15 protein-coding genes and 2 pseudogenes are annotated in these 18,568 nt (G+C 72.8%); 5 read left to right on the top strand and 12 right to left on the bottom strand.

Annotated elements, in window-relative coordinates:
• Positions 1 to 10: 10 nt before the first annotated feature.
• Positions 11 to 352: a hypothetical protein gene (locus tag AQJ84_RS09625; RefSeq protein ID WP_030045524.1), complete on the bottom strand. Its 342-nt coding sequence runs from the start codon at positions 350 to 352 to the stop codon at positions 11 to 13.
• A gap of 231 nt (positions 353 to 583) precedes the next feature.
• Complete coding sequence (locus AQJ84_RS09630; protein ID WP_030045525.1) at positions 584 to 1,015, bottom strand: hypothetical protein; 432 nt, start codon at positions 1,013 to 1,015, stop codon at positions 584 to 586.
• Between the two features lie 144 nt (positions 1,016 to 1,159).
• On the opposite strand from AQJ84_RS09630, the gene AQJ84_RS09635 reads away from it, so the two are divergent.
• Positions 1,160 to 1,660: a DUF6328 family protein gene (locus AQJ84_RS09635; protein ID WP_030045526.1), complete on the top strand. Its 501-nt coding sequence runs from the start codon at positions 1,160 to 1,162 to the stop codon at positions 1,658 to 1,660.
• Between the two features lie 51 nt (positions 1,661 to 1,711).
• On the opposite strand, the gene AQJ84_RS09640 is transcribed toward AQJ84_RS09635, so the two are convergent.
• The 3 genes from AQJ84_RS09640 to AQJ84_RS09650 all read right to left on the bottom strand — a co-directional run bounded on the left by AQJ84_RS09640 (position 1,712) and on the right by AQJ84_RS09650 (position 4,298).
• On the bottom strand, positions 1,712 to 2,137 hold the full coding sequence (locus AQJ84_RS09640) for an SsgA family sporulation/cell division regulator (RefSeq protein ID WP_030045527.1): 426 nt from the start codon (positions 2,135 to 2,137) through the stop codon (positions 1,712 to 1,714).
• A 63-nt stretch (positions 2,138 to 2,200) separates the two neighbouring features.
• On the bottom strand, positions 2,201 to 3,232 hold the full coding sequence (locus tag AQJ84_RS09645; protein ID WP_030045528.1) for a hypothetical protein: 1,032 nt from the start codon (positions 3,230 to 3,232) through the stop codon (positions 2,201 to 2,203).
• A gap of 94 nt (positions 3,233 to 3,326) precedes the next feature.
• On the bottom strand, positions 3,327 to 4,298 hold the full coding sequence (locus tag AQJ84_RS09650; protein ID WP_030045529.1) for an LLM class F420-dependent oxidoreductase: 972 nt from the start codon (positions 4,296 to 4,298) through the stop codon (positions 3,327 to 3,329).
• An 86-nt stretch (positions 4,299 to 4,384) separates the two neighbouring features.
• On the opposite strand from AQJ84_RS09650, the gene AQJ84_RS09655 reads away from it, so the two are divergent.
• The gene (locus AQJ84_RS09655; RefSeq protein ID WP_053191418.1) at positions 4,385 to 5,833 is read left to right on the top strand and encodes a serine hydrolase domain-containing protein; all 1,449 of its coding nucleotides are present in this window, start codon (positions 4,385 to 4,387) and stop codon (positions 5,831 to 5,833) included.
• Here the strand turns inward: AQJ84_RS09655 and AQJ84_RS09660 are convergent.
• From AQJ84_RS09660 to AQJ84_RS09685, 6 genes are all read right to left on the bottom strand, one after another.
• Positions 5,825 to 7,462, bottom strand: coding sequence for a serine/threonine protein kinase (locus tag AQJ84_RS09660; protein WP_053191415.1), 1,638 nt, complete (start codon positions 7,460 to 7,462; stop codon positions 5,825 to 5,827). The two genes, AQJ84_RS09655 and AQJ84_RS09660, sit on opposite strands and share 9 nt — an antisense overlap.
• A 161-nt stretch (positions 7,463 to 7,623) precedes the next feature.
• Positions 7,624 to 8,583 (bottom strand): threonine/serine dehydratase, encoded by a 960-nt coding sequence (locus tag AQJ84_RS09665; protein WP_030045533.1) that lies wholly within the window; start codon positions 8,581 to 8,583, stop codon positions 7,624 to 7,626.
• A 109-nt stretch (positions 8,584 to 8,692) separates the two neighbouring features.
• Positions 8,693 to 9,718, bottom strand: a complete 1,026-nt coding sequence (locus AQJ84_RS09670; protein WP_030045534.1) for a polyprenyl synthetase family protein — start codon at positions 9,716 to 9,718, stop codon at positions 8,693 to 8,695.
• On the bottom strand, positions 9,715 to 10,824 hold the full coding sequence (locus AQJ84_RS09675) for a tetratricopeptide repeat protein (protein ID WP_079022665.1): 1,110 nt from the start codon (positions 10,822 to 10,824) through the stop codon (positions 9,715 to 9,717). Before AQJ84_RS09675 ends, AQJ84_RS09670 begins: the two co-directional genes overlap by 4 nt.
• A gap of 179 nt (positions 10,825 to 11,003) precedes the next feature.
• The gene (locus tag AQJ84_RS09680) at positions 11,004 to 11,681 is read right to left on the bottom strand and encodes an AIM24 family protein (RefSeq protein WP_030045537.1); all 678 of its coding nucleotides are present in this window, start codon (positions 11,679 to 11,681) and stop codon (positions 11,004 to 11,006) included.
• Positions 11,682 to 11,775: 94 nt separating this feature from the next.
• A complete protein-coding gene (locus AQJ84_RS09685) occupies positions 11,776 to 13,014 on the bottom strand; it encodes a serine hydrolase domain-containing protein (protein WP_053191413.1) in 1,239 nt (412 codons plus the stop codon).
• Positions 13,015 to 13,144: 130 nt separating this feature from the next.
• Here AQJ84_RS09685 and AQJ84_RS44030 point away from each other — a divergent pair.
• From AQJ84_RS44030 to AQJ84_RS09700, 3 genes and pseudogenes are all read left to right on the top strand, one after another.
• A pseudogene (locus AQJ84_RS44030) lies at positions 13,145 to 13,642 on the top strand (alpha-galactosidase D); the annotation flags it as partial.
• A gap of 65 nt (positions 13,643 to 13,707) precedes the next feature.
• The gene (locus AQJ84_RS44950) at positions 13,708 to 14,310 is read left to right on the top strand and encodes a hypothetical protein (RefSeq protein WP_030045538.1); all 603 of its coding nucleotides are present in this window, start codon (positions 13,708 to 13,710) and stop codon (positions 14,308 to 14,310) included.
• 47 nt (positions 14,311 to 14,357) lie between these two features.
• Positions 14,358 to 15,506, top strand: a pseudogene (locus tag AQJ84_RS09700) (SGNH/GDSL hydrolase family protein); the annotation flags it as partial.
• A 16-nt stretch (positions 15,507 to 15,522) separates the two neighbouring features.
• Here AQJ84_RS09700 and AQJ84_RS09705 read toward each other — a convergent pair.
• Positions 15,523 to 18,498, bottom strand: a complete 2,976-nt coding sequence (locus AQJ84_RS09705) for a helix-turn-helix transcriptional regulator (RefSeq protein ID WP_053191409.1) — start codon at positions 18,496 to 18,498, stop codon at positions 15,523 to 15,525.
• Positions 18,499 to 18,568: the final 70 nt, after the last annotated feature.

Raw genomic sequence — 18,568 nt, forward strand, 5'->3', positions numbered from 1 at the left:
CCGGGCCGGGTCAGGGGCTGAGCACCAGCTGGCGCTCCTGCTCCTGGTCGCCCGACGCGGTCCCCTGGTCGTCGGCGTGGAAGGCGCGCGTCAGTGTGTCGCTCGCCTTCTCGACGACCTCCGGCGCGCCCTGCACGGTGACCGTGACCGGGGCGGACAGGCGGCCGACGTCCCCCTGACCGGGCCCGCCCGCACCGGCGGCGAACGTGGCCGTGTGGACGGTGGCGTTCTCGTCGCTCGGCAGCTTGTCCGGAGCGCCGAAGGCGGGCTCCAGGGCTCGTACGACCTTCTGGGCGTCGGCGGTGCTTCCGCCGGAGAGCGTGACAGTGAGTTCGGTGCCGGGCGTGGTCAACGGGACTCCTCGAATCGTCGGGGTCTTGGGGGCGGGGCGGACGGCTGACGCGGGTGCACCGCGTGGTCCACGGCCGCTCGTGCTCCGTGTAACCGCCCGGTGATCGCTGAAACAGCCGCCCGCCCCCGGTTGGCGCCCGAGCCGCGAGGAGACCGGCTCTCAGGGCGGTGGTCCTTCGGATCCGCGGACCGTCACGTTCTCAGGCCCGCGGAGCCGTGGAGCCTTGGGCCTTCAGAGCCGGCCGCCGGTCAGGCGGGTGACCGGCCCGTAGGTGTGCCGCTCCGAACGGCGGCCGGCCGCGAAGGACGCGGCGCTCAGCACGGTGAGGCCCGCTCCGACGCCCGCGGCGACCAGCTTGCGGTGGCTGAGCACCGTCCACGCCGTCTTGGCGCCCGCGGCGACCTGCCCGGAGGCCGAGACGATCGCCTGTCGGCTCACCTCGACGCTCCTGGCCGCCGTCTGCGCGGCCGCGCTCGTCGCGTCGGCCGCACGCTGTGCTCCCGCCTTCGCGGTCGAAGCCGCCTCGTCGGTCTTCGTGGCCGCCGCCCGGGCGGTCCGGGTGGCGGGGGCGGTCGCCTTGTCGGCGTTCTGCCGCGCCTTGGACGCCGTGGCCGAAGCGGTGGTGGTGGTCTTCTTGTTCGTTTCCTTGTCCGAATCCGTCATGGGGTCCGGTTTGCCGTTCGGCTCCGTCGCAAACACGATCCCTCGGGTCCCTTTCTCCGCTGTCGCGACCGGTCAGAAACGCTTGAAACAGGGAACACGGTGCACAAGAACGAAAGCAGCGTTCGATCGGGCCAGGGAGGAAGCTTGTCGGCCAGCGGCAGCACAGCGGACACCAACAGAACGGGTCGCGACGAGACCGAGGAGGAGAGGGCCGACCGTAAGTGGGCGGAGCTCATCCAGGAGGTGAGGGTCGCCCAGACGGGCGTGCAGATCCTCTTCGGCTTCCTGCTCACCGTCGTGTTCACCCCGAGGTACGAGGACCTCACGGACACCAACAAGACCATCTACCTCGTCACGGTCGTCCTCGGCGCCGCCGCCACGGGTGCCTTGATCGGCCCGGTGTCCCTGCACCGCCTGGTGTCGGGGCACCGGGTCAAACCCCACGCGGTCGTGTGGGCCTCCCGGCTGACCTTCGTCGGCCTGCTGCTCCTGCTCGCCACCATGACGTCGGCGCTGCTGCTGATCCTGCGGGTCGCGACCCACGACGGGTACGTGCCGTGGCTGGTCGCCGGAGTCGTCGCCTGGTACCTGCTGTGCTGGTTCCTCATCCCGATGGTGGTGCGGCAGCGCAACTCGCTGAAGTGACGCCGCCGGGCGACGCGGCACGCTGAGGTGTCACGCCCGGCGGCGCCCGGGTCAGCCGCCGGCGAAGACGTCCTGGAGGAAGTCGTCGATCCGGATTTCCTCCCGCCCCGGTGCCACGACCTCGCGGGTCTCCCGCAGGAAGGTCGCGAGCGCCGGGGCCCACGCGAAGACCACCGCGCACTGACGGCCGCCGTCGGGGCGGGCGTCGCCGAGGAACTCGAGGCGCAGTTCCTCCCAGACCCCGGTCGAGACGGGACGCATGCGTACGTCGCCCACCCCGACCGGGCGGGCGAGGGCGGCCGTGAGCATCTCCCGGTCCAGCCGCCACCGCGCCAGCACCCGGCCGTCATGGCTGAACACCACGGTGACGGCGAACGGGTCCGCCGCGTCGTAGCTCAGGTGTGCGAGAACCGGAAAGCGGTCCGTGGCGCCCGCCTGGAGCTGCACGACGAGAGTCTTGTGCACGATGGTGTTCACTAGAGGGCCTCCGGAAGGAACCAGTTTTAGAGACCTCTAGTACCCCCGTCCTGCACAAGATGCTCAGCCCTCCGGGTGAATCCCGCGGGCTCCTCGCAGCGACGTGATGCAGGTGGCGATGGCGTTCTGGAGTTCCTCCAGGCGCTGGACCATGTCGTCCTCGTAGAAGTCCTGGGCGTCGTCGAAGGTGAGCTCCTCGAACACCTTCGTCGCCTTCTGCAGGCTGCTGTAGAACTTCGTCCGCCGCTCCTGGACGCGCAGTTCGGGATCGGCCTCCACGACCTCGACGACGAGCGACTTCATGGTGTCGTACGCCTCGGTCGCCCACTCGCCGGTGTCCTCGTCCTCCTCCAGCTCGTCCAGGAGCGACAGATGACGCTCTGCCTCCTGGCGGAGGTCGACGGGCGCGTCGATCGTCTGCCCGGCAGGGGTCCTGACCTGACCGGACTCGGCGATCTGACGCACGTATCCGATCCGGTCGGCCGCCCGGCTCTCGGTGGCGACGGCCTTCTTGAGGTCGTCTGTGCGTACCACGTCACGCGCCAACTCGGCCTGGAGTTCGGGGTCCTCCTTCAGCCGGTCCAGCAGGGCGCTGCGTGCCGCGCGGGCGGTGGAGGGGTCGGCGAGGATGGCGGCGCGCAGGGCGGTCGGGTTCTCGGCGACCTCCAGCGCCTTGGTCGGACGGATGCCCTCGGCCTCGGCGGCCTCGGCGATGGCGGTGCCGCGCTCGGACGTGGCGCTGTTGCGGGAGACGTAGTAACCCAGCCACACGTCGGCGTCCGGGAGTTCCACCTCCTGGCCCGGGGACAGCGCCTCGAAGTGCGGGACGAGACCGTCGTCGGCGGCCTTGTCCCACGCCTTGTAGTAGCGCATGACGCGCTCGGGCGAGCAGCCGGCGAGTTCGGCGAACTCCTTCGCCGACACCTTCGGCGTCTCGTCCGCGCCCTGGCCGCCGGGGCGCACGCTGCGCGCCACCATCAGGCCGAAGGCCCATCCTCCGGTCCGCGCGTAGACCCCGAACTCACGCGCGTCCCGCGCCACGAGGTCGGACAGGGGCACGGGGGACGTCTCGGACGGGACGATGGCAAGGGTCACGGGTGATTCTCCTGGGCAGGCTGGTCGGACCGCACACTGTGCGGCACGGCAGCCTATTGCACCTCCGCTCGCCCCCGCGGCAGCCGGGGCCCGCTCAGTCGAACGCGTCGTGCAGCGCCGGCAGCAGCGACTTCGCCGCCCAGTCGAGATACGCGGGCTGCGACTCCCCGCCGATCTGCACCAGCGCGATCTCCGTGAAACCGGCCTCCGCGTACGGCCGTACCGCCTCGACGAAGTCCTCCGGGTCGTCGCCGCACGGGATCGAGCCGGCGACGTCCTCCGGCCTGACGAACTGGGTGGCCGCCTCGAAGGCGTCGGGGTGCGGCAGTTCGGAGTTGACCTTCCAGCCGTTGCCGAACCAGCGGAACTGCGAGTGGGCGCGCTTGACGGCCGTGTCCCGGTCGGGGTCGTAGCAGACCGGCAACTGGCCCACGCGCGGCTTGCCCGAACCGCCGTGCCGGTCGAAGGCGTCCAGCAGGTCCGCCTTGGGCTCGGTGGCGATGACCAGGTCCGCCAGCCGGCCCGCGAGGGAGCAGGACTGTTCGCCGGAGACGGCGACGCCGATGGGCGGCGGCTGGTCGGGAAGGTCCCACAGCCGGGCCGACTCGACGTCGAAGTGCGTCCCGTGATGGTTCACATGGCCACCCTCGAAGAGCGCGCGGATGATCTCCACCGCCTCCTCGAGCATCTCGTGGCGTACGTCGACGGCCGGCCAACCGCCGCCCACGACGTGTTCGTTGAGGTTCTCGCCCGAGCCGAGCCCCAGCCGGAAGCGGCCCTCGGACAGCAGCTGCATCGTCGCCGCCTTCTGCGCGACGACCGCCGGGTGGTAGCGGACGCTGGGACACGTGACGTACGTCATCAGCGGAATGCGCGAGGTCGCCTGGGCGGCCGCACCCAGCACACTCCACGCGTAGGGGGAGTGCCCCTGCGAGCGCAGCCACGGAAAGTAGTGGTCCGAGGTCACCGAGAAGTCGTAGCCCGCCTCCTCGGCCCGCACCACGTGGTCGACGAGGTCGCGGGGGCCGGCCTGCTCGGTCATCATCGTGTATCCGATTTGCACCATAGGAGCCGGGTCCCCGGTCGGCGGGTGGGAAAACGGGCCGATCGGGGGCTCTCGATCACGGCCGGGAATCGGGGCAGGATGCCCGCATGAGCCCTCGCCGTCCTCCCCGTCGTGCCCTGCCCACGAGTACCCCCGCCGCCCAGGGCGTGAACGCCTCGGGTATCGAGGCATTCCTCGACGCTCTCGAAGCCGCCCCGGGCATCGAGCCGCACAGTCTCATGATCCTGCGGCACGACCACGTGGTGGCGGCCGGGTGGTGGGCGCCGTACACGCCGGACCGCGTCCATCTCCTGTACTCCCTCAGCAAGAGCTTCACGGCGGCTGCCGCCGGCTTCGCGGTCGCCGAGGGGCTGATCGGGCTGGACGACCCGGTGATCTCGTACTTCCCGGAGTTCGCGTCCGACATCACCGACCCGCGCAGCCGCGCGATGCTCGTACGCCACGTGGCGTCGATGTCCAGCGGGCACGACGAGGAGACCCACGAACGGGCGTTGGCGCTGGACCGGGACGAACCGGTCCGGGGCTTCCTGCTGCTGCCGCCCGACGGGGATCCGGGGACCGTGTTCGCGTACAACCAGCCCACGACGTACACGCTGGCGGCGATACTCCAGCGGGTCACCGGTCAGTCGCTGACCGAGTACCTGAGGCCGCGGCTGCTGGACCCGCTGGGCATCGAAGAGGTGGCGTGGACGCGGGACCGGGCGGGGCGCGAGCTGGGCTTCAGCGGCCTGCACGCCACCACCGAGGCGATCGCCCGGTTCGGTCTGCTGCACCTGCGGGACGGGGTGTGGGAGGGCGAACGGCTGCTGCCCGAAGGGTGGGTGGCCGAGGCCAGCCGTGTGCACATCGAGACCGCCGACGCGACCATGGCGGACTGGCGCAACGGCTACGGCCTCCAGTTCTGGCGGTCCCGGCACGGCTACCGCGGAGACGGGGCGTACGGGCAGTACTGCCTGGTGCTGCCCGAGCAGGACGCGGTGGTCGCGATGACCTCGGAGAGCGAGGACATGCAGGAGGTCCTGGACCTGGTCTGGGAGCATCTGACGCCCGCCTTCGAGCCCGGACCGTCGGCCGGCCGGCAGGCGCGGGACGCGGCCCTGGCGGAGCGGCTGGCCCGGCTGTCGCTGCCGTCGGCCCCGGGAAAGCCGGCACCGCCGGACCGGACGGAGGCCTGGGCCGGCGCCGAGTTCGGAGCTGACGCGGCCGAGGACGGTGCCCTGCGTCCGGGGAGCACGGTCGAGGTCTCGTCCGACGGGGACGGCTGGTGTCTGACGCTCGTCGAGGAGGGGGACCGGCTGGAGCTGCCGCTCGGACCCGGGGGTTGGGCCGTCGCCGAGGAGCCGGTGCCCGTCGCGGTGAGCGCGGGGTGGACCGACGCGGACACCCTCGTGGCGGACTTGCTCTTCCTGGAGACACCGCACCACCTCGTGGTGACCTGCTCGCTCACGGACCGGACGTGCACGGCGCGATGGCGCACCCAGCCGCTGCACGCGAGGCGTCTGCGCTCGCTGAAGGCGCCTCGCGGGTCATCCTGAGGTACGGCGGAACGTCTTCAGGAAGGTGTCCAGTGCCTCCCGGTTCGCGCTGTCGTTCCAGTCCGCGGCCGGGGTCGTCCAGCGCAGTGAGAAGCTGCGGCCCTCTCCGATCAGGAAGCCGCGGCCGAACGTGCGCACCCGGGTGCCGCCGACGTCGGCGAGCCACTCCATGTCGGCGGCCTCGCGCCCCTGGTACGTCGTCGCGCGGATCTCGCCGATCCGCCGGTAGTCGCCGGACGTCCTGAGGCCCGGCTCGACGTCGTCCCGCCACACGGCGACGGGGTCCGGGCCCACCCGCGCGCTGTAGGTGACGGCGAGGGTGCGGGGGTCGTCCTTCGCGCCGAGGATCACGCGGTACGCCAGATCGGACATCCGCGTGGTGCGCAGTGCCTTCCACCCCTCGGGCAGGGCCACGGAGAAGCCCTCGGGGGAGTGGAAGACGCGGTATCCGGCAGGCAGCCCGTCGCCCGTGGGGGTCGCGGTCGCGGAGGGGGAGGTCTTCGGCGGAGTGGGCGCGGGTGAGGTGGCCGGCTCGGTGGGGGTCGGTGAGGCCGCCGGTGGCGGGGAGGTCTGCCGGTCGGTGCCGCCGCCCGGTGCGACGGTGGACGCGGAGGGCGACGGGCTCGGCGGTGCGTCACTCGCCGAGGTGCTGGTGCCCGGCAGCTGGCGGGTCACGGCGAGGACGGCCACGGCCACGGTGACGACGGACAGGGCGGTACCGGCGACCAGGGCGCGCCTGCTCCAGCCGGGGCCCGCCGTGTACATCCCCCGCAGCCGGGGCCGGGACGCCGGGCTCACGGCCGTGTCGGGGTCCTCGTCGAGAGCGCGGGCGAGGGCTTCTCGGACCACCGGGCGGGTCAGCCGTTCCCGGGAGTTCTTGCGAAGCAGCCCCTGCACGGTCTGGGCGAGCGGACCGGCCCGCACGGGCGTCCGCAGCGGCAGCCGGTCCACGCCCTTCAACGTGGTCTCGGGCCGGTCCCGGTCACGGAAGGGGGGCCGGCCCTCGATCATCGTGTACAGGATCGCGCCGAGCGCCCACAGGTCGGCGGCCGGCCCGATCCGCTCGTCGCGGGCCTGTTCGGGCGAGGCGTACGACGGGGCGGTGACCCGGGGCGCGAGGGTCGCGCCGGCCAGTCCGAACCCGGTGACGACGACGGCGCCTCCCTCCCGCACGAACACCTGGCCCGGGCTCAGCTCGCCGTGCGTGATGCCCTCGCCGTGCGCGGCCTCCAGCACGTCGAGCAGCTCCAGGCCGATGCGCGCCGCCCGCACGTAGCTGAACGTGCCCTGCCGTGCGGTGAGTTCGCCCAGCGGTATCCCGTCGATGCAGTCGGTGACGGTCCACAGGGTGTCCGCCTCCACGACGGCGTCGACGACCGGGGCGACTCTGCCGGGGCACAGCAGCCCCATGGTCTCCGACATGCGGATGACCCGGGCGGTGGCCCGGCGTGCGCTGTCCCCCTCCGGGTCGGCCGGCAGCCCGATCTGGGTGAGCAGACAGGGGCGTTCGACCTGGATGTCCTCCCCGTACCAGCAGATGCGGTTCGTCTCGCGGTGAAGCACCTCCAGGAGCCGGTACCTGCCGGCCACCAGCTCGTGTGTGGAGACGTGCGCCTTGACCATGGTCATCCCTCGTTGAACCGCCGGCTCTCACCTTTCCCACAGGTACGGAGGCCGCAGCGGGATGTGTTCAACGAATCCGCAACTCAAGCGCCCCTGTTTTCCTTTGTTCGTCCGTTGTTCGGCAGGTCGGTGACAACTGGCCTGAGAAAGACCGTAGTTGTGCGTTCTCACCGAAGCCCGAACCGCTCCGACCAGGCCAGTACGTCACCGGTGGTCGCGTTTCCCCCGCACACCACCAGTCCCAGGCGGGCTCCCTCACCGACCCGCTCGAGGACCTGCCGGGCCGCGGGAAGAAGACAGCCGGCCGCCGGTTCGGCCCACACCTTGGCGTGGTCGGCGAGTTCGAGCGAGCCCCGCACGGCCTCCCGGTCCGGCACCACGAGCACCTCGGTCACCAGGGCGGACACGTGGTCGTACGTCAGTGGCGACACGGAGGGCGCGCTCAGCGTCGACACGATCGACGACAGCGGGACCGGCACCGGGCCGCCCGCGGCCAGCGCCCGGGACATGGCCTCGGCGCCCTCGGTCTCCACGCCCCAGATCCGCAGCCCCGGACGGCGGGCCCGCAGTGCGGCCGCCACTCCGGCGAGCAGCCCGCCGCCCCCGACACTGACCAGCACGTCGGTGAGGTCGTCGGCGTCCTGAGCGAACTCCAGCCCGACGGTGCCCTGCCCGGCGATCACCACCGGATCGTCGAACGGGTGCACCAGCGTCAGGCCCTCGTCCCGCAGCCGGGCCACGAGAGAGAAGGCGCCGTCCATGTCGTCGGTCAGCTGCACCGACGCGCCCGCCTCGCGCACGATCTCGACCGAACGGGCGGGCGCCGAACGCGGCATGACGACCGTGGCCTTCACGTCGAGAGCCGCCGCCATGACCGCGAGGGCGATCCCGTGGTTGCCCCCGCTGACCGCCACGACCCCGGCGGCCCGCTCCGCCCCGCTCAGCGACAGCAGTTTGGCCGTCGCCCCGCGGGCCTTGAACGAGCCGGTGCGCTGCAGCAGTTCCAGCTTCGCCGTGACGGGGACACCGAGCAGCGAGGACAGGCCCGGGCTCGGCACCGTCGGGGTGCGTACGACGTGTCCGGCGATCTGTTCGGCCGCGGTCTCGATGTCCGTGATCCCGATCAAGGCAGTCGTCCTTCCGGCGTGGGTGGTGATCCACGCAGTCTCGCACCCCTGGTGTGGGCCGCGACACGGGTCGGCCCGACGGTGTGCCGAGGTGTCGGGCGGTGTGCTCTCAGAGATCGCGACAGACGAGGAAGTCCAGTAGCGACCGCAGGTCGTCGGCCGCTCCCGCCGGGATCGGCAGACCGGCGAGGGCCGCCTCGGCCGCGGCGACATGACGTCGCGCCTCGGCCAGTGCCGCCGTCCGGCCGCCCGCCTCGTCGATCAGCGCGGCCGCCACCGCGGGATCCCCGGCCGACTCCAGGACGGTGACGAGGTGCGCGGTCGCGGGGGAGGGGGCGTCGAGCGCCGCCAGGACCGGATAGGTCTTCTTCCCCTCCCGCAGATCGCCGTGGACGGGCTTCCCGGTGACCTCCGGGTCCCCCCAGATCCCCAGCACGTCGTCGACGATCTGGAACGCCACCCCGAGATGCCGCCCGGCACGGTCCAGACCGGTGACCACGGCGGGCGGCGCGCCGCCCAGCACCGCGCCCAGCGCGGCCGAACACCCCAGCAGGGCACCGGTCTTGTGCTCCGCCATCGCGAGGTACTCGCCCGGCCGGACGCGGCGCGCACCCGCCCATGGGCGGGTGGCGAACAGCAGGTCGTCGGCCTGCCCGCGCACCAGGTCACCGAGAGACGCGGACAGCAGGCGCAGCGCTGCGGGCCCCGCCGACGTCCCGGCGAGCGTCTCCACGGCCAGGGCGAACAGCCCGTCGCCCGCGAGGACCGCCGGGCCGGTGCCGTACGCCTTCCACACGGTCGGGCGGCGGCGCCTGGCGGCGTCGCCGTCCATGATGTCGTCGTGCAGCAGGGAGAAGGTGTGCACCAGCTCCACCGCGACCGCCGCGGGCACCCCGGCCCGCCCGGGCGCACCGGCCGCCTCCGCGCCGAGCACCGCGAGCGCCTGGCGTACTCCCTTGCCGCCGGACGCGACGGCGGGGCCGCCGCCCACCTCGCACCAGCCGAAGGAGTAGGCGGCCATCTCACCGACCCACGGATGCATCCGCCCCACGGCCTCCTTCAGCGCGGGCCGCACCAAGGCGCGGGAACGGCCGAGCACTCCGGGCGCGGTGACGGCCGACGTCAGCGCCGTCACCGTACGGCCGCCGTCTTCACCGCGGTCTCCGCGTGCGCGGGCGGGGCGTCGTCGTGCGGTGCGGGAGAGGTGCCCTCCGGTTCCCGCAAGCCGAACTCCTCCTGGGCTCGCGCCACCATCTGCCGCGCGTGCCGCAGTCCGATCCGCTCCAGCACCTCCGCCAGGTCGGCCAGTTCGGCAGCCGTCTCGGTGCGGTCGCGGCCCAGCCGGGCCGATGACTTGGCGAGCCCGAGCCGGGCCAGTGCCTCACCGCGAGGCTCGCTCATGGCACGGAACTCCGCCAGCGCCTGCTCATAGAGGTCACGGGCCTCGGTGTACCGCCCGGCGCGGTAGAGGACGTTGCCGCGCATCTTGTGGTTGTACGCCAGCGCGCTCGACAGCTTCATCGTGCGGCATGTGGTCTCCGCCTCGGACAGCAGGGCGAGAGCCCGATCGGTGTCGCCGTCGCGCACGGAGACGACGTCGGCGAGACCGCGCAGCGCCCAGGCGTGCCCTCGCCGGTCGTCGGCGCGCGCCGCTATCTCGGCCGCCTCCTCGAACATCGCGTACGCAGTGTCGTACGCGCCGGTGTTGCGATGCATCTGCGCGATGCCCTCCAGCGCCCACACCGTGTGCCGTGCCTCGCCGCGCCGACGGGCCTCGGCCAGCAGCTGCTCGTGCAGCCTGCCGACGGCCTCGTAGTCGCCCTGGATGCGGCCGGTCTCGGCCAGGCCCGCGAGCGAGTAGCCGCGGACGACGACATCGCCGCCGTGTTCACCCAGTTCGGCCGCGAGCTCCAGGAGCCGCCGGGCCAGGGGCAGGGCGCCGCGCTGCCGGGCCAGGGTGCCGCCGCTCCACAGGGCCCAGGCCATCGCCGCGGTGTCCCCGGCCGCCCGGGCCGCGCGGTAACTCGCCTTCCAGGCCCGGTCCGCCTCCCCGATGCGGCCCAGCCTGCGGTGCGCCTCCGCGACCGCGAGACCGGAGCGCGCCGCCTCCCCGTGCTCCCCGGCCCGCTCGGCGGCCCGCAACTGCTCGGTGCCGGCGGCCAGTACGTCGCTCAGCGAGGAGTTCACGGACAGGGTGGTGAGGGCGCCCTGGTACTCCGGGGCGAATGCCTTGCCGTACATGCATGCCTTTCGGTCCGTATGCACGCCATCTATACATTGCATGTATACGCGGCGTGTATAGAGCGTCGGAAGCCAGCCCCGGTCCAAAGGCCGGGGCGTGGTCTGTTGTCGATCAAGACGCTGACGGGACCGAACAGGTTGCCCGTGAGGCGCAGATCACCTCACGGGCACGGGAGTTGTCAGTGCTGCTGGGCCTTCTGCGGCGTGACCTCGCTCGGCCGGACGACGGCGAAACCCTCTCCCTGCAGCATCAACTGCACGGCCTCGCCGGAACCGCCCCGCAGCATCGAGCCGATGGACTGCGAACGGGACAGCGAGGTCGACAGGCCCGCCGTCCAGCCGACGATGGCGTCCGTGTCGACGTACACCGGGTTCTGCGGCGAGACCGGGAGGACCAGCGGGGCGCCCTCGCACACCAGGCCGAGCTTGCCCTGTCCCGTGAACACGCTGTTGAACAGGCCACCGCCGGTCATGCCGGCCCCCTTCACGGTGGCGATCCGGTACGACAACGAGGCGTCGAAGCACAGGACGTTGCGCCCGTTGACGGTGAACTCGTCACCGGGGTCCACCTCGACGACGAAGCAGTTCTGCGCCTCGTGCGCGAACCAGGCCTCGCCCTGCCCGCGGACCGCCATGAGGGGCAGTCCCTCACCGGTGACCGCGCGCTTGAGCATGCCGCCCACGCCCTGGCCCTTGCGTTCGAACTGGAGATTGCCGCGGTAGGCGACCATCGCCCCCTGGCGGGCGAGCATCTCGCCGTGCACCGCGTACCTGATGCACTTGGAGTTCTCGACCGTCATGCCCGGCGCGGAGGCCGGCTGCACTATGTGCTCACTGGAAAAGAGGTCACCCTTCATGCGGGCATCGTGTCCCGGAGGGATTGCTTCCGCCAAGATCACGGGCAGGATTCGTAGCTGATCGGTGACGATCTCCTAGGGCGGCGCCCGCGGTTCAGTCCAGGGCGACCCCCGGCGCGATGTCCTCGTGCCGTTCGACGGGCGCCGCCGTGCCGCGCCGCGGCTTCGTCTGCTTGCCGCAGAACGCGGACTCCAGGGCGCCCGGCATCGTGTTCAGGACGGAGCCGTTGTTGGAGGTGTTGGCGAGTGCGGTGAGGCTGCGCGTGCCGCCCTTCGAGGTGAAGGCGTAGGTGTAGTAGCCCTGGACGGCGCCCGTGTGGCCGTACACCGACACACCGCACGACAGGGTGCGCCGGCGCAGGCCGAGTCCGTACGACTGCGTGCTGCCCGCCGGCACCCACCGCTGCATCTGGGCCAGTCGGGCGGCCGAGGTCAGCCGGCCGCCGAGCAGTGCGCCGAGGAAGGTGTTGAGATCCCGGGTGCTGGAGACGACGGCACCCGCGCTCTGCGCCCACGACACCGTCTGCCGGGTGGCGTCGACCAGGGCGTCGCCGGCCGTGTCGGGGGTGAGGTAGCCGCGGGCGTGGCGGCCGGGGATCGTCGTGGCGGGATGCGGATAGAAGGTGTCGCGCAGCCGCAGCGGCTCGATGATCCTCTTCTGGTACTCGGTCCCCACCGGGTTGCCGGTCAGCTTCTCGACGAGCATGCCGGCGACGACGAAGTTGGTGTTGGAGTACGCGTGGACCGCGCCCGGCGCGTTGGTCCGCGGCTTGCGCAGTGCGCGCTCCACCAGCCGGCGGGGGGTGAACACCTTGGTGCGCACCGCCTCGAAGCCCGGGGCGGTCCTGGCGAACATGTCGTTGGTGTAGTCGTACAGCCCGCTGCGGTGGCTCAGCACGTGCCGCACGGTGATCCCGCTGTCGGGAAGGAGCCCCGGCAGGTAGCGGTTCACCGAGGCGTCGAGGTCCAGCCTCTTCTCGTCGACCAGTTGCAGCAGCACCGTCGCGGTGAAGGTCTTGGTGACGCTGCCGATCCGGAAGCGGTCGATGTCGTCGAGGGCGCGCCCCGTCGTGCGGTTGGCGACACCCGTGGTGACCAGCCGGACCGTGCCGCCCTCGTCGATCCGGGCCATCGCGCCGGGCGCGCCCTGCTTCAGGGCCGTGCGCAGGACGTCCCGCAGGCCGATGAGGTCGGGCTCCGGCAGTGCGGCGGCCGAGCTGCCGGCCGCCTCGTGGGCCGTCGGATCCTGGGGTGCGGCCTGCGCGGGGACCGCCGTGAGGCAGAGCAGGACCGCCCCCACCGCCGTGCCCCCGCGCGCCTTCGCTGATGTCATGCGACTGCTCTCCTGTTCCTGTCGGCCAGTCACCTCCGCACAGCGGGCACCCGGTTGACCCTTGGGTGATCACCACGCGGTGTGGGTGCGTGCAGTATTGCCGCTCAATAGCCCCAAATCGGCCATTTCGGGGCTGTCTCTGCCGGCCAACCGGGAGGCCGTCGCCCTCAACCAGGGCCCCACCCCGCCCGCGCGCCCGGTCACCCCGTCCGAACAAGGTCACCGTGGCCCTGCTCGTCCGCGGCTCCCGGCTGTTCACCGTCCGCCCGCGCGGCGACGCGCTCGGCACGACCGCCCACGAGGCCGAGGCCCCGGCCCACACCCTCGGCGGCGACGCCGCGCCCGCCGACCGCTCCGCCTGCTCCGGTGGCAAGAAGGCCGGCAACCTGTGTCTCGGCGGCAAGTGCGTTTCGACGACGTCGTGGTCGGTAAGGCGGGTACCTACTGGATCAAGGTCTCCTACGTCAGCGGTGATGCCCGATCGGTCGACGTCTGTGCCAACACCGGCGGCGCCACCCGCCACACGTTCCCGCCCACCGGCGACCGGGGACCCGTGGAGACGGTGTCCGTGCCGGTCACGCTGAAGGCGGGCGGCAACACGGTCACCTTCGACAGCGGTCCGGGTTAGGCCCCCGACCTCGACCGCATCGACGTCCCGAAGCCGTCCCGACCCGCCTCCCAGGAGCCCCCGCCATGGACCCCGACCGCCCTTCGGGCCTGCCCAGGCGCCACCTCATCGGCCGCGCCGCGATGACGGGCGCACTCGCCACCCTGCCCACGTTCACCGCCACCGCCGCTCCGCGGCGACCCGTCCACCCACCCCTGCCCGACGCCGACCCACGCCACGAACTGTGGTGGCGGGCCCCCGCCGACGACCGTTCGGTGATCGAACAGGGACTGCCCGTCGGCCACGGCCACCTCGGGGCCCTCGCGGGCAACGACCCCGGCCGCGAAGTCCTCCCGGACCTCACCCGAAGACACGTCAACGACCCCCGCAACCGCTACCGCAACCTCAGTGGGAGGAAGGCCGGCTGGACCGTCGCCATCTCCACCAACCCCCACGGCGGCAACGGCTGGTGGTGGCGTCCGGGCGGCAGCACCGGCGCCGCCCCGAACCTCTTCGACATCCACGAGGTGTCACAGGGCCGTGGCATCTTCCAGACCGACGCCCACTTCGGAACACCGGCCGCGATGACCGTGATGCTGCTCTACTCCCGTCCGGGGCACATCGAACAGGCACGGACCGTGAGTCCGCGGTCTGGGGAGTCCGTCACCCGGAAGGACTTCGCCCGGTGAAGGCCCGTCGCGCCCGCCTGGCCGGCCGCCCGGTCGCCGTCCTACTGCTGGCCTGTGCCTGCCAGTCCCCGTCCACACCGGCCGGGACGTTCGACGTCCCGGCCGGTGTGGTCACCTGGGGAGCGAGCGCGGACCGCTTCGGCGAGGCCGCCGCCGACCGCGGCTACCGGCTCGTCGTGCACACCAGCGTCGGAGGCCGCGAGCCGCGGATCCGGCTCTCCAACGCCTTCGGCGACCGGCCGGTGACCTTCGGCAGCGCCTACGCCGGTCTCCAGAGGCAGGGCGCCGAACTGGTCCGCGGCAGCAACCGCAGGGTGACCTTCGACGGGGCCCGCTCCGTCACCGTCCCGGCCGGCGAGACGGTACTGAGCGACCCGCTCCCCGGCAGGCTGCCAGCCCAGAGCAACCTGGTGGTCAGCATCCACACACCCGACGCGGCCGGACCGGCGACCGGTCACTGGATGGCCATGCAGAGCTCCTACGCCACCTGGGGCGACCACACCGCCGAGGAGAACGCCACAAACTGGACGGAGACCACGGGCTCCTGGTTCTACCTCGACGCCGTCTCCGTCCGGGCGAGCCCCTCGACCGGAGCGGTCGTCGCCCTCGGCGACTCGATCACGGACGGCTGGCACTCCACCAGCGACCACAACCGCCGCTGGCCCGACTACCTCGCCCGCCGCCTCCGACAGGCGGACACCACCGTCAAGGGCGTCGCCAACGAGGGCGTCGCCGGCAACAAGGTCCTCGCCGACGGCGCCGGAGACAGCGCCCTGAACCGCCTGGACCGGGACGTGCTGTCCCAGCCGGGCCTGCACACCGTCTTCCTCTTCGAGGGCGTCAACGACATCAAGGCCCACCCCGGTGTCTCCGCGGACGCTCTGATCGACGGCTACCGCGAGATCGTCGACCGGGCCCACGCGGCCGGCAAGTGCGTCGCCGCGGCCACCGTCGGCCCCTTCAAGGGCTGGTCCGAATGGGACGAGGACGCCGAGGCCGTACGCCGGGAGGTCAACGAGTTCATCAGGAACAGCGACGAGTTCGACGCCGTCACCGACTTCGACCGCGTCCTGCGCAGCCCCTCCGACCCCGAGCGCATCCACCCCGCCTTCGACGACGGTGACCACCTCCACCCCAACGACAAGGGCATGCAGGCCATGGCCGACGCCGTCGACCTGGCGCGACTGGACTGCGCCGACCCACTGCCCTGGCTCAGGACGACGAACCGCGGCCCGGTCCGCTCGTCTCCGGGGCGATCAGGCCCTGCCGGTAGGCGACGGCCACCGCTTCCGTCCGGCTCGCCGCACCCAGCTTGGCGAGGATGTTGGAGACGTGGACGCTCGCCGTCTTGCCGCTGATGAACAGCTCCTCGCCGATCTGCCGGTTGCTGCGGCCGAGGGCGAGGAGCCGTAGCACGTCCTGCTCGCGGGCGGTGAGCACGGCGGCGCGGTCGGCGGCGGCCGGGGAGTCGGAGAGGCGGCCGCGGCGGATCAGCGAGTCGAGCCGCTCCCGCAGCGGTGTCGCACCGAAGCGGACGGCCGTCTCCCGCGCCGCGCGCGCCTGTACGGCGGCCTCCTCACGCCGGTCGGCCACCAGCAGGGCCTCGGCCAGCCGCTCCTGGCAGCGAGCCCGCTCGTACGCGTCACCGGAGTCGAAGGCCTCGACCGCCTTCGCCCAGACTTCGACGTCGGGCCCGGTCACGGCCCGCGTCCACTCCGCCTCCGTCCGGGCCAGCCACGCCTGGCCCTCCGGCCCCTGCGGTGTGCCGTCCTCGCCTCGCCCGGCCGTGATCCGGGCCAGGTCGCGCAGTTCGGTCGCCGTGTCCGCCCACGCGCGCGCCCCCGTCTCGTCGCCGGTGAGACGGAGAGCGGCGGCCCGGTCGGCCACCGCGGAGAGGGCGAGGGCGGCCAGCCGGACGGTGACGTCCGGCAGTGTGCCCGCGTTGTCGGTCAGCGCGGAGACGGTGGACCGCATCCGCTCCACGGCGGCCTCCGGCTCCCCTCGCCGCGCCGCCGCGTCGGTCAGCACGATGCCCGCGACGAGCGTGGCCATCCAGTCGAACGGCCCGTCCAGCAGGGCGCCGGCCCGGTCGGCGGCCCTGAGATCGCCGCGTGCCGTCGCCACGTACAGCGCGGGCCCGACGGTGTAGCCACCGGCCGCCGGGAGCACATCCGAGTCGGCGGTCGCCGCGCTCACGCACTCGTCCCACCGCCCCAGCGTGTACAGCGCCAGCAGCCGGAGGTAGCGCATCTCCAGCGGATACGGCGAGGACAGCAGCCCGGCGCGACGAGCCCGGTCGAGCCCCTCGTTCAGCCAGGGCAGACACGCGTCGAGATCACCGGACTCGAAGCAGCCGACGGCGAGGTTGAACAGAGCGCGCAGCTCCACCAGAGCGTTGCCCGCACCGCGTGCCAGTTCCCGCGCCTCCCGCAGTCGCTCCTGCCCCCGCGGGGTACGCCGTCCGCCGCCCTCGAGCGTCGAGAGGGAGACCAGCAGGTCGGCCCTGGCGTCCGCGACGTCCAGCTGCTCGGCGACGGCGAGGGCCTGCCGGGCGACCCGCAACGCGGTCTCGTTCTCACCCACCTGACGTGCCGTCATCACATGTGTGGCCGCCGCCCACACCCAGGTCCGGGACGGGGGCTCGGCGGGGATCAGGGCGAGCGCCTCGCTGCTGTAGGCGAAGGCCGCCGTCAGACTGTCGACGCTCAGCAGGTTCCCGGCGAGCGTGTACCGCACCCGGGCGGCCAGCTCGGAGTCCGCGTCCTGGCCGACGCCCGCGAGCGCGGCCCGGGTGAGGGAGACCGCCCGGTGCGCCTCGCCGGCGTGAGCGGCGGCCGCCGACGCCCGCAGCGTGAGGGTCACCCGGTCGACACCTTCGCCGCCGGGCCGTGCCGTCGGTTCCACCGCCGACCACAGGTCGAGGGCGGCTTCGAGATGGCGTAGCTCCTCTGCGGGCGCGCCGACCCCCTGGGCGTGGTCCGCGGCTTCCAGCGACGCGGCCAGCGCCTCGGGCAGGTCGTGGCTCTCCCGGTAGTGGTGGGCCCGTTCGGCCGCGCTCTCGGCCCGGTGGCCCCGGCCGGCGAGCAGCCGGGCGAACGCGCCGTGCAGCCGGGCCCGCTCGCCGGGCAGCAGGTCCGCGTACACCGCCTCTCGGGCCAGGGCGTGCCGGAACGCGTACGTGTCGCCCTCGCCGGGGGCCAGCAGTTGCCGCCCCACGGCCTCGCGCAGCGCCGACTCCAGCTCGTCCTCGGGGAGCCCCACGGCCCGCCGCAGCAGGTCGTGCTCGACACGGCGGCCCGCGACCGCGGCCGTGCGCAGCACCTGCTGGGCCGTCTCGGACAGCTGCTCGAAGCGGATGAGGAGGACGTCCGCGAGCCCGCTGGGCACCCCGTCGGCCTCCGTGGCGGTGGCCGCGACGAGTTCCTCCGCGTAGAAGGCGTTGCCCTCGGCGCGCTCGACGATCCGCCGGACCGTGGCCTCGGGCAGCGGACGGGCCTCCACCGCGCGCACCAGCCGCGTCACCTCGGCGTCGGCCATGGGCCGCAGCTCCAGCCGCTCCACGGCGGGCAGCCGCACCAGCTCGGCCAGCAACGGACGCAGCGGATGGCGGCGGTGCAGGTCGTCCGCGCGGTAGGAGGCGAACACCGCGAGCCGGTGGGTGGGCACACCGCCCGCGGCCCGCTGGAGGACGCCGCGGCTGAGCAGGAACCGCAGGAGGTCCCGGGAGGACTGGTCAGCCCAGTGCAGATCCTCCAGGACCAGCAGCAGGGGCGAGATGTCCGCGAGATCGGCCAGCACGCCCGCGATGCCCTCGAACAGTCGCAGTCGGCCGCCCAAGTCCCGCACGGCGTCCGTGCCGCCGCCCAGCAGCCGGTCGATCACCGGATGCGCGGCGAGGGCGTCCGCGAACCGTTCGTCGGCCGCGAGCACGCCCAGGACCTCGGTGAACGGCAGATAGGGCAGACCGACGTCCCCCAGGTCCACACAGTGCCCGGTCAGCACCGTCATACCGGCCGCGGCGGCCCGCCCGGCCATCTCGTCCAGCATCCGGGTCTTGCCGACCCCCGCGTCCCCGGCGATCAGCACCGCCCGGGACTCGCCGCTGCGGGCACGCTCCAGCAGACCGGAGAGGCGGGCGAGTTCGTCCTCCCGGCCGATGAGCGGTGTGATGTTCGAGATCGTCGGCACGAACCCATCCTGGCACGTCACACCGGCACATCCGGCCGGCCGCGAGGCCAAGGACAGCACCCGGAGGGGA

The organism is Streptomyces resistomycificus (assembly GCF_001514265.1).
GTDB lineage: Bacteria > Actinomycetota > Actinomycetes > Streptomycetales > Streptomycetaceae > Streptomyces > Streptomyces resistomycificus.